This window comes from Bacillus sp. FSL M7-0791, from assembly GCF_038627085.1.
Taxonomy (GTDB): Bacteria; Bacillota; Bacilli; order Bacillales; family Bacillaceae; genus Bacillus; species Bacillus safensis.
On the sequence record NZ_CP152022.1, the window covers coordinates 2,909,599 to 2,923,829 of the forward strand.

Annotated in this window: 17 protein-coding genes; 10 read left to right on the plus strand and 7 right to left on the minus strand. The window is 41.4% G+C overall.

All coding sequences use genetic code 11. The annotated features are described in order from the left end of the window. Nucleotides 1-24: 24 nt before the first annotated feature. Both MHI08_RS15055 and MHI08_RS15060 read left to right on the plus strand, forming a co-directional pair. Nucleotides 25-258, plus strand: a complete 234-nt coding sequence (locus MHI08_RS15055; RefSeq protein WP_224426662.1) for a hypothetical protein — start codon at nucleotides 25-27, stop codon at nucleotides 256-258. Nucleotides 259-269: 11 nt separating this feature from the next. Continuing rightward, on the plus strand, nucleotides 270-617 hold the full coding sequence (locus tag MHI08_RS15060; RefSeq protein WP_342499728.1) for a spore coat protein: 348 nt from the start codon (nucleotides 270-272) through the stop codon (nucleotides 615-617). A 33-nt stretch (nucleotides 618-650) separates the two neighbouring features. Here the strand turns inward: MHI08_RS15060 and MHI08_RS15065 are convergent, their stop codons facing one another. From MHI08_RS15065 to MHI08_RS15075, 3 genes are all read right to left on the minus strand, one after another. Further along, nucleotides 651-902 (minus strand): YusU family protein, encoded by a 252-nt coding sequence (locus tag MHI08_RS15065; RefSeq protein ID WP_024423411.1) that lies wholly within the window; start codon nucleotides 900-902, stop codon nucleotides 651-653. A gap of 71 nt (nucleotides 903-973) precedes the next feature. Continuing rightward, a complete protein-coding gene (locus MHI08_RS15070; protein WP_008347057.1) occupies nucleotides 974-1,804 on the minus strand; it encodes an ABC transporter ATP-binding protein in 831 nt (276 codons plus the stop codon). Nucleotides 1,805-1,950: 146 nt separating this feature from the next. Next, on the minus strand, nucleotides 1,951-2,397 hold the full coding sequence (locus MHI08_RS15075) for a YusW family protein (RefSeq protein WP_200956592.1): 447 nt from the start codon (nucleotides 2,395-2,397) through the stop codon (nucleotides 1,951-1,953). A 113-nt stretch (nucleotides 2,398-2,510) separates the two neighbouring features. On the opposite strand from MHI08_RS15075, the gene MHI08_RS15080 reads away from it, so the two are divergent. Next, nucleotides 2,511-3,353 carry an oxidoreductase gene (locus MHI08_RS15080; RefSeq protein ID WP_082580671.1) on the plus strand — a complete coding sequence of 281 codons (843 nt, stop codon included), beginning with the start codon at nucleotides 2,511-2,513 and terminating at the stop codon, nucleotides 3,351-3,353. A 47-nt stretch (nucleotides 3,354-3,400) separates the two neighbouring features. Here MHI08_RS15080 and MHI08_RS15085 read toward each other — a convergent pair whose 3' ends face one another. Then, nucleotides 3,401-4,801, minus strand: a complete 1,401-nt coding sequence (locus MHI08_RS15085) for a trypsin-like peptidase domain-containing protein (RefSeq protein WP_056765823.1) — start codon at nucleotides 4,799-4,801, stop codon at nucleotides 3,401-3,403. Nucleotides 4,802-5,127: 326 nt separating this feature from the next. On the opposite strand from MHI08_RS15085, the gene MHI08_RS15090 reads away from it, so the two are divergent. Then, the gene (locus tag MHI08_RS15090; RefSeq protein ID WP_024423415.1) at nucleotides 5,128-5,805 is read left to right on the plus strand and encodes a response regulator transcription factor; all 678 of its coding nucleotides are present in this window, start codon (nucleotides 5,128-5,130) and stop codon (nucleotides 5,803-5,805) included. Beyond that, nucleotides 5,802-7,133 (plus strand): HAMP domain-containing sensor histidine kinase, encoded by a 1,332-nt coding sequence (locus MHI08_RS15095; RefSeq protein ID WP_024423416.1) that lies wholly within the window; start codon nucleotides 5,802-5,804, stop codon nucleotides 7,131-7,133. Before MHI08_RS15090 ends, MHI08_RS15095 begins: the two co-directional genes overlap by 4 nt. A 20-nt stretch (nucleotides 7,134-7,153) precedes the next feature. Here MHI08_RS15095 and spxO read toward each other — a convergent pair whose 3' ends face one another. Beyond that, nucleotides 7,154-7,318, minus strand: a complete 165-nt coding sequence (spxO, locus tag MHI08_RS15100) for an anti-adapter protein SpxO (RefSeq protein ID WP_003212782.1) — start codon at nucleotides 7,316-7,318, stop codon at nucleotides 7,154-7,156. A gap of 192 nt (nucleotides 7,319-7,510) precedes the next feature. Here spxO and MHI08_RS15105 point away from each other — a divergent pair, with 192 nt between their 5' ends. Then, the gene (locus tag MHI08_RS15105) at nucleotides 7,511-8,389 is read left to right on the plus strand and encodes a TetR/AcrR family transcriptional regulator (protein WP_024423417.1); all 879 of its coding nucleotides are present in this window, start codon (nucleotides 7,511-7,513) and stop codon (nucleotides 8,387-8,389) included. A gap of 47 nt (nucleotides 8,390-8,436) precedes the next feature. Here the strand turns inward: MHI08_RS15105 and fumC are convergent, their stop codons facing one another. Further along, a complete protein-coding gene (gene fumC, locus MHI08_RS15110) occupies nucleotides 8,437-9,831 on the minus strand; it encodes a class II fumarate hydratase (protein WP_024423418.1) in 1,395 nt (464 codons plus the stop codon). Nucleotides 9,832-9,920: 89 nt separating this feature from the next. After that, complete coding sequence (locus MHI08_RS15115) at nucleotides 9,921-10,088, minus strand: YvzF family protein (protein ID WP_003213147.1); 168 nt, start codon at nucleotides 10,086-10,088, stop codon at nucleotides 9,921-9,923. A gap of 112 nt (nucleotides 10,089-10,200) precedes the next feature. On the opposite strand from MHI08_RS15115, the gene MHI08_RS15120 reads away from it, so the two are divergent. The 4 genes from MHI08_RS15120 to MHI08_RS15135 are packed head-to-tail and all read left to right on the plus strand — an operon-like array spanning nucleotide 10,201 to nucleotide 14,230. Next, nucleotides 10,201-11,625 carry a spore germination protein gene (locus MHI08_RS15120; RefSeq protein WP_034623851.1) on the plus strand — a complete coding sequence of 475 codons (1,425 nt, stop codon included), beginning with the start codon at nucleotides 10,201-10,203 and terminating at the stop codon, nucleotides 11,623-11,625. Beyond that, nucleotides 11,612-12,706, plus strand: a complete 1,095-nt coding sequence (locus MHI08_RS15125; protein ID WP_056765820.1) for an endospore germination permease — start codon at nucleotides 11,612-11,614, stop codon at nucleotides 12,704-12,706. Before MHI08_RS15120 ends, MHI08_RS15125 begins: the two co-directional genes overlap by 14 nt. Further along, nucleotides 12,703-13,824 carry a Ger(x)C family spore germination protein gene (locus MHI08_RS15130; protein WP_056765819.1) on the plus strand — a complete coding sequence of 374 codons (1,122 nt, stop codon included), beginning with the start codon at nucleotides 12,703-12,705 and terminating at the stop codon, nucleotides 13,822-13,824. The genes MHI08_RS15125 and MHI08_RS15130 overlap by 4 nt, the downstream gene beginning before the upstream one ends. Nucleotides 13,825-13,861: 37 nt before the next feature. Further along, on the plus strand, nucleotides 13,862-14,230 hold the full coding sequence (locus tag MHI08_RS15135; protein WP_041107739.1) for a hypothetical protein: 369 nt from the start codon (nucleotides 13,862-13,864) through the stop codon (nucleotides 14,228-14,230). Nucleotide 14,231: the final 1 nt, after the last annotated feature.

Consider the following 14,231-nt stretch of genomic DNA (forward strand, 5'->3'; position numbering starts at 1 on the left):
GAACACAAGTTGAACAATCAGCAAATGAATATGCCCCCAGAAGTCATTTCAGTGAAGGATTCCTTGTACTTAGAGGATATGCTCAACTGGAACTTGATCGCCATGAAAAAGGCTCATTTTATGGCCGAGCATTGCCAGGACCAAACATTGAAACAAGAATTAAATCAAGTTGGGCAAATGCATCATCAGCATTACACACAAATTCTTCAGCATTTAGGCAGCTCAGGGCAAGGCCAGTCTACTGGCTTTATGCAATAGGAGGAAAAAACATGGAACAGCAAAACCAACAAAAAATCGGGAATCCACAAACTCCGGTTCCCACAACAACCAACATGAACGATCGTGATTTTGTCACAGATCTCTTGTCGACTGAAAAATATATGACAAGTGGATACAACACAGCGCTCAATGAATTCAGTCATGAATCTCTTTATCAGGATATTCAGCGAATTGCACTGGAAACACAGAAAACACAAAGACATTTATATGATGTCATGTTCCGATATGGCTGGTATTCTGTTGAAGCCGCTGATCAGCAAAAGCTCCAGCAGGCATACCAGAAATTCCAGCAAACACTGACAGATCAATCTCCGTACGGTTCATCACAAATGTCATAAGAAAAAAACTGCCAGTCTAGTGCTGGCAGTTTTTTAACGGTCTTTATTGGCGCGGTGAGCTTCGTTCAACTGTTTGATTCGTTGAATCGTGTGTTTGATTTCTTCTTTTGCTTCTGGATACGTTTCATTGAAATGCTTTGCTAGCGGCGGCATGCTTTTTGCGATATGGGAGTAGATCACCCATTGTTTCACATCTTGTTTCAGCTCGTCTGTTGATTCACCGAGCAGCAGCTCTGTATATTTATCAAGCAAGCCTTCCAGCTTTTCATCTAATTCATTTCCCATTGATATTCCGCTCCTTTTTCAGAAAAAAGCCTGACTCTGTGAGACACAGATGTCAGGCTTTTGACATACGATTATCTTGCAGCAAGAAACGTTTCAGCTTGCGCTTGCTGCACAATACAGCGTCCTCTACCGTGCGGAATACATAATGGTGTTCCAAATAAAGGATCTGTTGTCACTTGGCAATTCATATCAAAGACATTTTTCACGAGATCACAATTAATCACTGTTTCTGGTCTGCCTTCTGCATAGATTGACTTGTCTTTAATCGCGACAAGATGATGAGCATATCTGCATGCAAGATTGAGATCATGAAGAACCATCACAATCGTGCGCTGCTCTTTCTCATTTAAATCAAACAGAAGGTCCAAAATTTCGATTTGATGCGTCATGTCTAAATATGTCGTCGGCTCATCTAACAAAATAATATCGGTCTCTTGGGCCAGCGTCATCGCAATCCATGCACGCTGCCTTTGTCCACCTGATAATGAATCAACGGTCCGATCAGCAAGATCTTCCATCTTTGTTGACTTCAATGCGCGGTTCACAGCTTCTTCATCTTGCTTCGACCACTGCTTCAGCCAATTTTGATAAGGATATCTGCCTTGCTTCACTAACTGATGCACGGTTAATCCTTCTGGCGCTTCTGGTCCTTGTGGAAGAATGGCGAGCTGTTTCGCTACTTCTTTTGTTGGTAATTTTGCAATGGAATGACCTTCAAGCAGGACAGAACCACCCATTGGCTTCATGAGTCGAGCCAAAGAGCGCAGTAGCGTGGATTTACCACATCCATTACTGCCAATAAATACTGTGATTTCACCCTTAGGGATTGATACATTTAGTTCATCGATGATCATTGTTTCTCCGTAGCCTAAGCTTAAACCTTCAGTAGAAATGGCACTCATTCCGCTCAAACGCTCCTTTTCTCATCCAAATTTTTATATGAAATATCGTCTATGTACAGACGTAAAAGATCACTTATCTCAATTTAGTGTATCAGATTTAAGTGATCTTGAAAATCATTTTCAATTAAAAAATGAGAAAGTCTCGTTTATTTCTTCCTTTGGAATGTACGTTTGGTCCCATCCTCGAGCTTTAAATCGATCTGAATCCGCTGATAATCATCATCTAAATTAAAAGCAGTTAATAGTTCATTTACATACGCTTCATTGATCTTTGCACTAGGAATCGACATATCATTCAGCTTCATCTTCATCTCGCGCAAGGCTTCTTCTCCTTCATAGCGGGCTCCATTCATATGATCACGAATGATTGCTTCCTCTTTGCCTCTTGCCTGACGGTAGGTCGCTTCGTATAATTCGTTTTTCTGTCCATATTGGACAAGCAGATGCACATGCTGAAATGGCAGTTCCTTCATTTGAACAGCTGATAGACTTTCTGCTTCTGCTTCATGTGTTTGTTGTAACGGTTCAACTGATTGACAGCCGGACAGCATAAAGAGTAGCACTCCTATTCCTCCCGCCTTCTTCCAACACATCATGTGTTTCCTCCTATTTCACAGCATCGCTTTTTATTCTTCTCCAGGCTCCTTTTTGTTATTCAATAAAACAGCCCACTATGATAAATTGAAACAAAAAGGAGGACCGGATGATGAAAAAAACAGCCATTGTAACTGGTGCCAATAGCGGCTTTGGCAAGCTCATCACAATGCGTCTCGCCAAGCGGGGCTATACAGTGATTGCCGGCGTCAGACAGGAAACCAATGCCAAAAAGCTCGCTGAAGAAATCGAGGAAGCCTCTTTATCTGGCATGATACATATTGAAGCGTTAGATGTGACCGATACGCAGTCGATTCAAGCATTTCAGAAGAAGCTTCATGCTTATGCACCCATTACCCTGCTTGTGAACAATGCGGGAACAGCCTTTGCTGGTTTTGCGGAGGAGGTTCCTGTCGATACATACCGCCAGCAATTTGAAGTGAATGTCTTCGGTGTGATGGAAATGACCCAAGCCGTGCTGCCGTTTATGACGAGTGGTGCAAAGATTTTCAATATGAGCAGTATCAGCGGATTAATGGGAATGCCTGCACTTTCTCCATATGTATCATCTAAGTTTGCGTTGGAAGGCTATACAGAAAGCTTGCGGATTGAACTGGCTTCGTTCGGTATACAGGCGGCCTTGATCGAGCCAGGCTCTTTCCAGACAAATATTTGGAACACCTCCATGAACGAACAAATGATTCAGCCAGCAGAAGGATCGAAATACACAAAACTCTATCAAAAGATGATGGCCCATATTGATGCCCAGAAATCCAACTATGGAGATCCTCGTGAAGTGGCAGATCTTGTTGTTCGATTAGCAGAAAAGAAGCGGCTGAAACGGCTGAGATATCTTGTTGGAAAAGGTGTACGACTTTCATTCACAGCAAAGCAGCTTCTGCCGTGGAACATGTGGGAACACATCATACTACGGACACTCTCTTCAAAAAAATAAGCACAAAAAAACAGGTGGATATGTTGACATCCACCTGTTTTTTTCATTTATTCGCTATCTGACTGTCCAAGGGTAATATCTAGATTTTTGTTCTTTCCTTCACGAATGACAGTCATTGTGGTTTTATCGCCGACTTTTGTTTCTTTGTAAAGAATTTCTTTCAGCTGAGAGCTGTTCACTACGTCTTTTCCTTTGAACTTAATGATGACATCTCCAGATTTCAAGCCTGCTTTTTGAGCAGGTGAACCTTTTGAAACATCCTTTACGTAAATGCCTTTGCCGATTTGTTTATCAAATAAGCCGAGCGTATTTTCCTGATACGTCTCAGGCACTTGCTCAAGGTCAATCATTTGTACGCCAAGGTATGGACGTTCGACTTTTCCATTTTTCAACAGCTCATCTACAATCGGTTTGACATCGTTACTTGGGATCGCAAATCCGAGTGATTCCACACCGCTTTCGCTGATTTTCAAGCTGTTAATGCCAATGACTTGACCATCTGTATTGATCAGTGGCCCCCCGCTGTTTCCTGGGTTAATGGCTGCATCTGTTTGCAGCACATTCATCTCCACCGTACCAGATGACGTATTTGCTTCTACGGTACGATCAAGACCACTAATGATTCCTTCTGTCACAGTACCTGAGAACTGTGCACCGAGCGGATTCCCAATGGCAATGACTTTATCTCCAGCACGAAGCTTAGAAGAATCACCAAAGCTCGCCACTTTATCAATGCCGTCTGCGTTCATTTCAACAACAGCTAAGTCGGTCATGACATCACTGCCGACAAGCTTTGCGTCTTTTGTTTTTCCATCATAAAGGGTGACCTTGATTTTATTAGCCCCTTCGACAACGTGGTTATTTGTAATAATGTACGCTTTTTTGCCATCTTTTTTGAAGATGACACCAGAGCCTGTTCCAGCTTCAGCTTCTGTTTGATCACCGCTCAAGCCAAACGAATTTTGTGTAGATTGATAGTTTGAGACCCCTACAATAGTGGGCTCTAAATCTTCTACCATATCAGCAACATTTGTGGCATTGGTGATTTGTTTTGTCGAGAAATTATCTGAGGCTGCCGGCTCGCTTGATGCGGTCTGCGTTTGCGTGTTGGCAGCTGTATCCTGTGACTGCGGCAAAAGCGGTGTAATGCCAAGTACAAGACCCCCGCCAATAATCCCTCCAAGAATTGGGCTGAGCCATGCCGCCTTCCGCTTTTTCTCTTTTTTCGACGCACGGTCATCCACCATTTGAGGAGAATGCTTTGTCACACTCTCCTGCGAGGCAGATGCTTCATTTTCATGCTGGTGAAAAACGAGTTCCTTCTCTTTTTCTGGTGCGTCTATTTGTTTCTCATTCTCTTGATGGGTATCTTTTTGATGATTCATTTCATTGTCTTGATTTTCTGGATGATTCATCTTATTCTCTTCATCTTCTCTTCGGAAATCCATCGCTTGCACTCCTTTACATCATGTTTCATTCATATGTCTAGATAGGACTCAGGTCCTCTTAATGGAAAGATCATTGAAAAATACTTTATGGCAATATGTCAAATTATATAATACTTATTCATAGAAAAAAAGCAAGGTGCGCACATTGATGAAAAGCACCTATTCATCCGCCTTTTGTCTATGCCCTTTTTTCCCTTGACCTTATCATAATCAAACATTATGGGATAATGATGAGAAGAATATGTGAAATTGTGAAAAAAGCGTGTGATTGTTGACATGCCGCCTTCGTATCCCGTTATAATGACGTTGAGAGGATGTGGAAGACTTTGTCGTACACCATTTATTTAGTTGAAGATGAACAAAATTTAAATGAACTGTTAACCAAATATTTAGAGAGTGAAGATTGGAATGTCTCCTCTTTTTTAACCGGAGAAGCGGCACGCGAAGCCATAAACAAGCCGCCGCATCTATGGATTTTAGATATCATGCTGCCTGATACAGACGGCTACACCCTTATTAAAGAAATCAAAGCCGCATCACCTGACGTACCGGTCATTTTCATTTCAGCACGTGATGCAGATATCGACCGTGTCCTCGGCTTAGAGCTGGGAAGCAGTGATTATATTGCGAAGCCGTTTCTTCCTCGTGAGCTGATCATTCGGGTTCAAAAGCTGCTGGAGCTTGTGTATAAAAACAGCGATACCCCGCAGCAGCAAAGCGTCACTTCAGTTTCTTCTTATGTCATTCATGAGGATGTAAGAGAGGTCTATGAAGAGGGGCAGCTCATTAACTTAACGTCTAAGGAATTTGACTTGCTGCTTTTATTTACACATCACCAAGGACATGCTTTTTCTCGTGAAGATATCCTCGTCAAGATTTGGGGACACGATTACTTCGGGACAGATCGTGTGGTGGATGACCTTGTCAGACGGCTGCGCAAAAAAATGCCCGACTTAAAGGTCGAGACCATCTATGGATTTGGCTATAGGATGCTGAAAGGATGAAGAACAAACCGCTCGCTTTTCAAATTTGGGCTGTGATCTCTGGCATTTTGCTCACCATTTCCATTGTCCTGATTATTCTATTTTCCAATACATTACGTGACTTCTTCACAAATGAAATTTATAAAAATATCGAAAATGAACAGCAAGTGCTGACAGAATATCCATTGAACCGAGACGGCTCGCCAAAGTCGACACCGGAAAACCGCTCCGTGCAGCACATTTTGATCCCGTCAGATGAATTAGATCAAATGGCGCAGTTTTTTCCGCATGCTTTTATTGAGAAAATCCAATCGTTTGTGAAAAAACAAAAAAGCGCAACGAAACGGTATTCTGAAGAGGTGAACGGCCAGCATATCTTTTTTGTCATCAAAAAAGTATCATCAGGCAATACACAATATATTCTTCTGTCCTATGCACCAGATTCTTATCGAGATGATCTGTCCTTTACGCTGTTTAAACAGCTGATCTTTATCTTAGGCACTGTTATTTTACTAAGCTGGATTCCATCGATTTGGCTTGCCCGCTATCTATCCCGACCAATCGTTGCGTTTGAAAAGCACGTCAAACGGATTGCCCAAGAGGACTGGGACGATCCTGTCATCGTTGACCGGCAAGATGAAATTGGCAAACTTGGTCATACCATTGAAGAAATGAGACAAAAACTCATTCAAAAAGATGAAACAGAACGGACACTTTTGCAGAATATTTCACATGACTTAAAAACACCTGTCATGGTCATCCGCGGCTACACGCAGTCCATTAAAGATGGTATTTTTCCTAAGGGAGATCTTGAACAAACGGTGGAAGTCATTGAAGGTGAAGCGGAAAAGCTTGAGAAGAAAATCAAGGATCTGCTGTACTTAACAAAGCTTGATTATTTATCTAAACAACATCCCGCACATTCTTCCTTCCTACTCAGTAATACGATGCTGGAAGTGGTCGACCGAATACGCTGGTCGAAAAATGAATTGCAGTGGAACGTGGACTTAGATGATGAGGCTGCTCTTGAAGGCGATCCAGAACAATGGAGCAAATTATTTGAGAATGTACTAGAAAATCAACTTCGCTACGCAAAAAGTAAGATTGATATTCAGATGAAACAAGAAGAGGATCAAATCCGCATTGTCATTCGTAATGACGGTCCTCCAATTGAAGAACATATGCTGTCCAACCTATACGAACCTTTTAGTAAGGGAAAAAAGGGCGAATTCGGTATTGGATTAAGCATTGTCAAAAGAATTCTTTCAATGCATCAAGCGTCCATATCTATTGAAAATGATGATCTAGGTGTACGTTATACAATCATGGTTCCTAAGAAGAGACTGTAGGTTTTTGACCGCAGTCTTTTTTAAATGAATGAATACCCATTGAAATCACGGTATGTGGCTTTGATCTTTTTGCCAGCTTGATACATCCATTTCTTTTCAATGGTTGTCTCTTTCGGCATTTTGACTTTTTCTACTTGAATCCCTTTTGTTCGCAAGCGTCTAATCATATCATCGATTTCTCTCATGGAACATCATCCTTTCACATATTTTGACCAGTTGGTCACCTTACTTTATAATATAAAGAATTACACTGTAAAAAACAAGTTACAATCTGATTAATTTTTGAAAACTTTCGTCGTTTATGACCAATAAGTCACATCTCTTTGCGCACGTTTCCTAAGACATTTGTCTCTTGGTAAGAAAGGATGACATTCATATTGAAAAAGAAAGAAAAAATGATCATTGAGGCTGGCATGAAATTATTTGCCAGCAAAGGCTACAACACAACGTCTGTTCAGGAAATTGCGGATGAATGCCACATGTCAAAGGGTGCTTTTTATCTTTATTTTAAATCAAAGGAAGCATTGCTCATTTCGATCCTTCATTACTATTACGATAAGGTATTTACCCGGATTCATGAGGTTCAAACAGAGGGCGGCACACCAAAAGAAGCCTACCGCAAACAGCTCACTGTCTATTACGATAATATTTTGCAGCAAAAGGATTTTATTAAAATGCAGCTGAGCGATCGAGCGCTTCCTATGACTCAAGAAACGCAGCAGCTCGCAAAACAAATTAGGCTTGCGACGATTCAGCTTCATATCGATAATATTAAACAAGTGTATGGAGACGCTGCCATTCCTTATATGGCTGATTTATGTTTGACGATTGAGGGCATGAGCCACGTTTATTTCGAGCTTGCGATTTTATATGATTTTCAGCTGGAAGCAGAAGAGCTTGCCACAACCATGATTCACCGTATCGATGATTTGATGGGCGGTATGATGAAGCGAAATGATCTTCCTCTCATTTCTGTAGATCAAGCGAGCGATTGGTTTGGTCCGATTTATGAAAGGTCATTCGATCCGCTCACAGAATCTCTTTTACAGGAGTTAAGAGAGATGGCTGAAGCACACTATGAAGTGAAAGACGAGCCTGAATTATTTGAAGCACTTGGCATTCTGGAAAATGAATTAAACAAACAAAAACCAAGACAAGTCATCGTGAAAGGCATGCTGTACCAATTGAAATTATATGCACCGCTTCAAACCAACTCCGAATCTCTTTTGCGCATTTTGAAAGAGGATCATTTGTAAACACATATTTTCAATGAAAAAAACCAGGGGCAGCCGCCCCTGGTTTCTTATTTTGCTTTCGGTGTCACCATTTCCTCTGGTTTCACAAATTGTTCGAACTGCTCTTCTGTTAACAGCTCTAATTGAAGTGCTGCTTCTTTTAGTGTTAATCCTTCTTTGTGCGCTAGCTTCGCAATTTTTGCTGCATTTTCATATCCGATGTGCGGGTTAAGTGCCGTCACAAGCATCAATGAATTGTTCAAGTTTTTCTCAATCGTTTCAAGGTTTGGTTCGATTCCAACTGCACACTTGTCATGGAATGAGTTCATGCCGTCAGCAAGTAGTTCAACTGATTGCAGGAAGTTATAAATGATGACTGGCTTAAATACGTTCAGCTCAAAGTTTCCTTGGCTTGCCGCAAAACCGATTGTGGCATCATTCCCCATGATTTGTGCTGCAATCATGGTTAAAGCTTCACTTTGGGTTGGGTTGACTTTTCCTGGCATAATGGAGCTTCCAGGCTCATTTTCAGGAATGATCAATTCACCAATTCCGCAGCGAGGACCACTTGCAAGCCATCTCACATCATTGGCAATTTTCATTAAATCAGCTGCAAGTGCTTTTAAAGCACCGTGTGCATACGTAATTTCATCATGGCTTGTCAGCGCATGGAATTTGTTTGGTGAAGAATTGAATGTTTGACCTGTCAGCTGGCTGATTTCCTCAGCAACATATTGACCGAACTCAGGATGTGCGTTAATGCCTGTACCAACAGCCGTTCCGCCAATGGCCAATTCTCTCATTTTTTCAGTTGATTCTAGAATCATTTCTTTTGAACGGTCCAGCATGTATACCCAGCCGCTAATCTCTTGGCCAACTGTCAGCGGTGTTGCATCCTGCAAGTGCGTACGGCCGATTTTCACAATCTCTTGATACGCTTTTGCTTTCTCATCAAGAGTTGTTCTTAACTGGTCAATAGCAGGCAGCAATTTTTTGTACACAGCTAAAACAGCTGCCACGTGCATAGCCGTTGGGAATGTATCATTTGAGCTTTGGCTGCGGTTAACGTCATCATTCGGATGAATGCTGAACTCGCTATTTTTATCTTTCAAGTAAGCAGTTGCTCTGTTTGCAACGACTTCGTTCATGTTCATGTTACTTTGTGTTCCACTGCCTGTCTGCCAAACAACAAGCGGGAAATGCTCGTCATACTTTCCGCTGATGATGTCATCACATACAGCAGCAATTGCTTCTGCTTTTTCGCTTTCAAGGTTGCCAAGACGTTCGTTGGCAATCGCTGTGCTACGTTTCAAAATTGCAAACGCATTCACAACTTCCTTTGGCATTTTCTCAGAACCGATTTTGAAATTTTCTTTGCTTCGTTGTGTTTGTGCACCCCAGAACTTGTCCTTCGGCACTTTGATTTCGCCCATTGTGTCTTTTTCGATTCTAAATTCCGTCATTATGTATCCCTCCATAGCTTCTCATCACTCAACTCTATTCTATACAAAAAACGAAAATCCTTTAAGCGTTTTCAATTAAAATTTTATCTTTATTTTAATTTTAGTTCAATATAAACGCGAACATCCTTCGAATATTTGTATTTTGGGTTCGTTTTTCCGTAATCCTTTGATGTATATGTCACCTCATAATGCTTGTCAAACGACTGTAGAATACGGTCGATCTCCTCTTTTGTTCCTGCTAAACGAATCTGTGCCATCTTGTTTCCTCCAAAACCCTCATTCTTTCTTTTACCACAAAATAATGTAACACAGAATATTGTTTTTTCAAGCAGGTAATGCTAAGAAAAAGATTTGAGGCGGGTGATCCGAATGAATCAAACTCCATTAAAAGAGCACTTATACGATAATCTCTCCGTCCTCCTTCCACAATTAAAGGAAATGGACGATTTGGTCCATGAGAAAAAAACGCTGCCTCACGGACAGGTGGTTTACTATTTATACATAAAAGAAATGAACGAAAAGATGGAGATTCAAACCTTTTTAAAGCTGCTTCTCCAAGATCATACGTCACTCACAAAAGAGAAGCTGGAATCCAATTTATCGATGATGACCACCCGTTCGGTGAAGACCACCGAGGAATTGGTCGATGCGATTTTTGATGGGCATTGTGTTGTTCTGATTAACGGATTTCAGCATGCGTATATTTTAGAAACGCATGGAACAAAGAAACGCAGTATAGGGGATGCTACCTCTGAAACAGTTGTGAGAGGACCGAAAATTGGCTTTATTGAAGATTTAGATACGAACTTAGCTCTTGTAAGACAGCGCTTGAAAAACCCCGATCTTAAAACCGTCGACATGAAGATTGGTCAAAAAAAGTACACCAAAGTGACCATCATGTACATTGACGGTATGGCTCAATCATCTGTTTTAAAAGAAGTGAAAAAACGGCTCAAGCAAGTCACTATTGATGATATACAAGATTCCGGTGTTCTTGAGGAACTGATTGAGGACAATGTGTACTCTCCTTTCCCGCAAATACAAAACACAGAACGGCCGGATAAAGTGGCATCTGCTTTAAATAATGGACGTGTCGCCATTTTTGTTGACCATTCACCTTTTGTGTTAATTGTACCTGCTTCTCTCGCGACGATTATGCAATCACCTGATGATTATTATGAAAGGTGGATCGCTGCCTCTCTCATTCGGATGCTGCGGTTTACCTCTATTTTTCTGACATTATTTTTATCAGCCATTTATATTGCGCTTGTGTCCTTCCATCAAGGGCTTTTACCAACAACTCTTGCTATTTCAATCTCAAGCACTAGAGAAAATGTCCCCTTTCCGCCTATTGTGGAGGCACTGATCATGGAGATAACGATTGAGCTGCTGCGGGAAGCCGGTTTAAGGCTGCCAAATCCGCTCGGGCAAACGATTGGACTTGTAGGCGGAGTTGTCATCGGGCAGGCGGCCGTTCAGGCTCATATTGTGAGCTCGATCATGGTGATTATCGTCAGTGTGATTGCCCTCGCATCATTCACTGTCCCTCAATATGGGATGGGCATGTCGTTCCGCGTGCTCCGGTTTGTGTCCATGTTTACAGCAGCTACCTTTGGTTTATATGGGATTGTGCTGTTCATGCTCGTTCTCCTTACTCATTTAACACGGCAAAAAAGTTTTGGGACGCCTTATTTCTCACCAGATTTTGTGTTCAGCTATAAAAACGAAGACAATTCCATCATTCGATTGCCTTTAAAAAATCAAAAGAAAGGAGAACGATATGGTCAATCATAAAGAGTCGATCACCAGCTATCAGGCAAGTGCCATCATTGCCAATACAACATTAGGTGCAAGTATGATGATTCTGCCAAGAGCAATGGCTCAGGCTGCAGCTACACCTGACGGCTGGATTGCGCTCTTACTCATGAGTGGCATTTACATTGTATTTATTTTTGCGAATGTCCTTATGATGAAAAAAGTCCCCTTCTCCTCTTACTATGATTATACGAACGAGGGGCTTGGCAAGTGGATCGGTGCCCTTGCTAACCTGCTCATTATTATTTATTTTCTCGGCGTTGCCAGCTATGAAGTGCGGGCTATGTCGGAAATGGTGAAGTTCTTTTTGCTTCAAAACACTCCTGTAGCGGTGACAATGATCAGCTTTATTTTGGTCGGTCTTTATCTTGTCGTCGGCGGGATTGGCGATTTTGCCAGACTGTGCCCTTTTTTCCTCATTGTCACCCTGATTATCTTATTTATTGCTTACGGACTCAGTGTTCAAGAGTTTAAGTTAGATAACCTCCGGCCTGTTTTAGGCGAGGGCTTCTCACCTGTCTTCAAATCCTTTAATGCATCAGCCATTTCGTTTGTCGGCATTGAAATGATGCTGTTTATGCCTGTCTATATGAACACGCAAAAACACACCTTTGCTTATGGCGCAATCGGCTTTTTGATTCCTGTGATCATTTATATATTCACCTATATTCTTGTCGTTGGTGCGTTCACTGTGAAAGAAACTGCGACGTTGACTTGGCCGACGATTGCTTTATTTCAATCGTTCGATATACAGGGGATCTTTATTGAGCGGATTGAATCTTTTTTACTTATCGTTTGGCTTGTTCAGCTTTATACGAGCTTTGTAGGATATACGTTTTTTGCTGCAATGGGGGTATCCAAACTAACAAAATTACCCAAAAAAGTCGTACTCACGTTGATGGGAATTGTCATCTACTTTGCCGCCGTTTTCCCAAAGGATGTTGATACAGTGCGTGATTATTTAACCTATGTGAACAATTTATTTTTCCTTTTATTCGGCATTCTCCCGTTTCTCTTATTTATCATCGTGTTTTTTAAAAGGAGGCGGAAAGCGGCATGAAAAAGAAAGTGGTTTTTGCATTAATGACCCTTTTTCTATTAAGTGGATGCTGGGATAGTACCAATATTGAGGAACTCAACATGGCGATTGGTTATGGCTTAGATAAAGGAGATGACGGTCATAAGCTTAAAATATCAATGCAAGTCCTTGTTCCTCAAAAAATTGAACAAGAATCCAGCGTAAAAGACCCAACAAAGATTATAGAAACTAGTGGTGATTCGGTACATCAAATATTCCGAACAACGACGCTCAAAAGTCACCGTATTTTCGCCCAGCAGCTGAGAGTGTATTTATTTTCTGAGGAACTCATCAATGAGAATAATTTCGACCTCGTCATTAATCAATTCATTCGCGACAATGAAACGAGGAGAGGAAGCCTCGTCTTTATGACCTCAGAAAAGCCTGGGGACTTGCTGAAAATCAATGACGCTGGTCAACCAGCTTCTTCTACATTATATGACCTTTCTGCGAATACAAAATCGACCATACGTATGTTCAAGCCCGTTTCATTAGGAGATATTTCTTCTGCTATGCAAAACAACGTATCTTTTGCTGTTCCGAAAGTCGGTGTGGATCAAGGGAAATTAATACTCGACGGAGCCTCTATTATTAAGAACAGACGATTTCTCACCAGCATCTCTCCGTTAGCCGTGCAGTCATACAACCTGTTGACTGGGGACGGAAAAGGCGGAGTGATTGAATTTGAATATGATCACAGCATCTATTCGTTTGAGATTTTTAAACTGAAACACAACATTGAAACGAATAAAACAGCGAGCGGAAAATATCAATTTAATGTGTCAGTGGCGCTTGAAGGAAGGTTGTCTGAGGATTGGAATGAGCGGGAAAATGCATTTAATGAAAAGTATCTCCAAGAGATTGAAGGTGTCGTGGAGCGTCGAATAGAGAAAAACGTAAAAGATTTCATTGGGGAATTACAGCATGAGATCAAAGCAGATATTTGCGGGTTTTCTCAAAAAGCGAGTATTGCGTATCCGAAGGACTTTCGAAAAGAAGCGAAGCATTGGGATGAAATTTTTAGTGAATCAGACATTCGTTACAAGGCAAATGTGAAAATCCGTGACTTCGGGACTAAGGGCGCAACACAATCTTTATAGAGTATGTTAAAATGGTAAGAAAAAAAGGGTGTCAATCATGAAACGAGCTTTACTTTCGGCCGGCATTCTATTTTTGATTCTAGGGATACTTCTGTTAATCGTTGTATTCACGCAATCAAAAGAAGATTTCTTCATTGAAGCCGACAGCTTTTCAAGCACATTTTTGATCGTGGTTTATTATGGACAAACCCCTGCGCTCCTTCTGTTGGGAGGCGGATTATTCGTCGGACTTTCACAGATCATTGATTTGCAGGAAAAAAAAGCGGCAGCAGCAAAGGAGAGCGTAAAGCTTTTATCCGAAATGAAGAAAACCCTGGAAGAAAAATCGGCCAAGGAGCAGGAGGCTTTTCCAGTTCCTGAGCTCCATCAACTATCCGAACGTCCGATCACAGGACAGAAGGACTAAT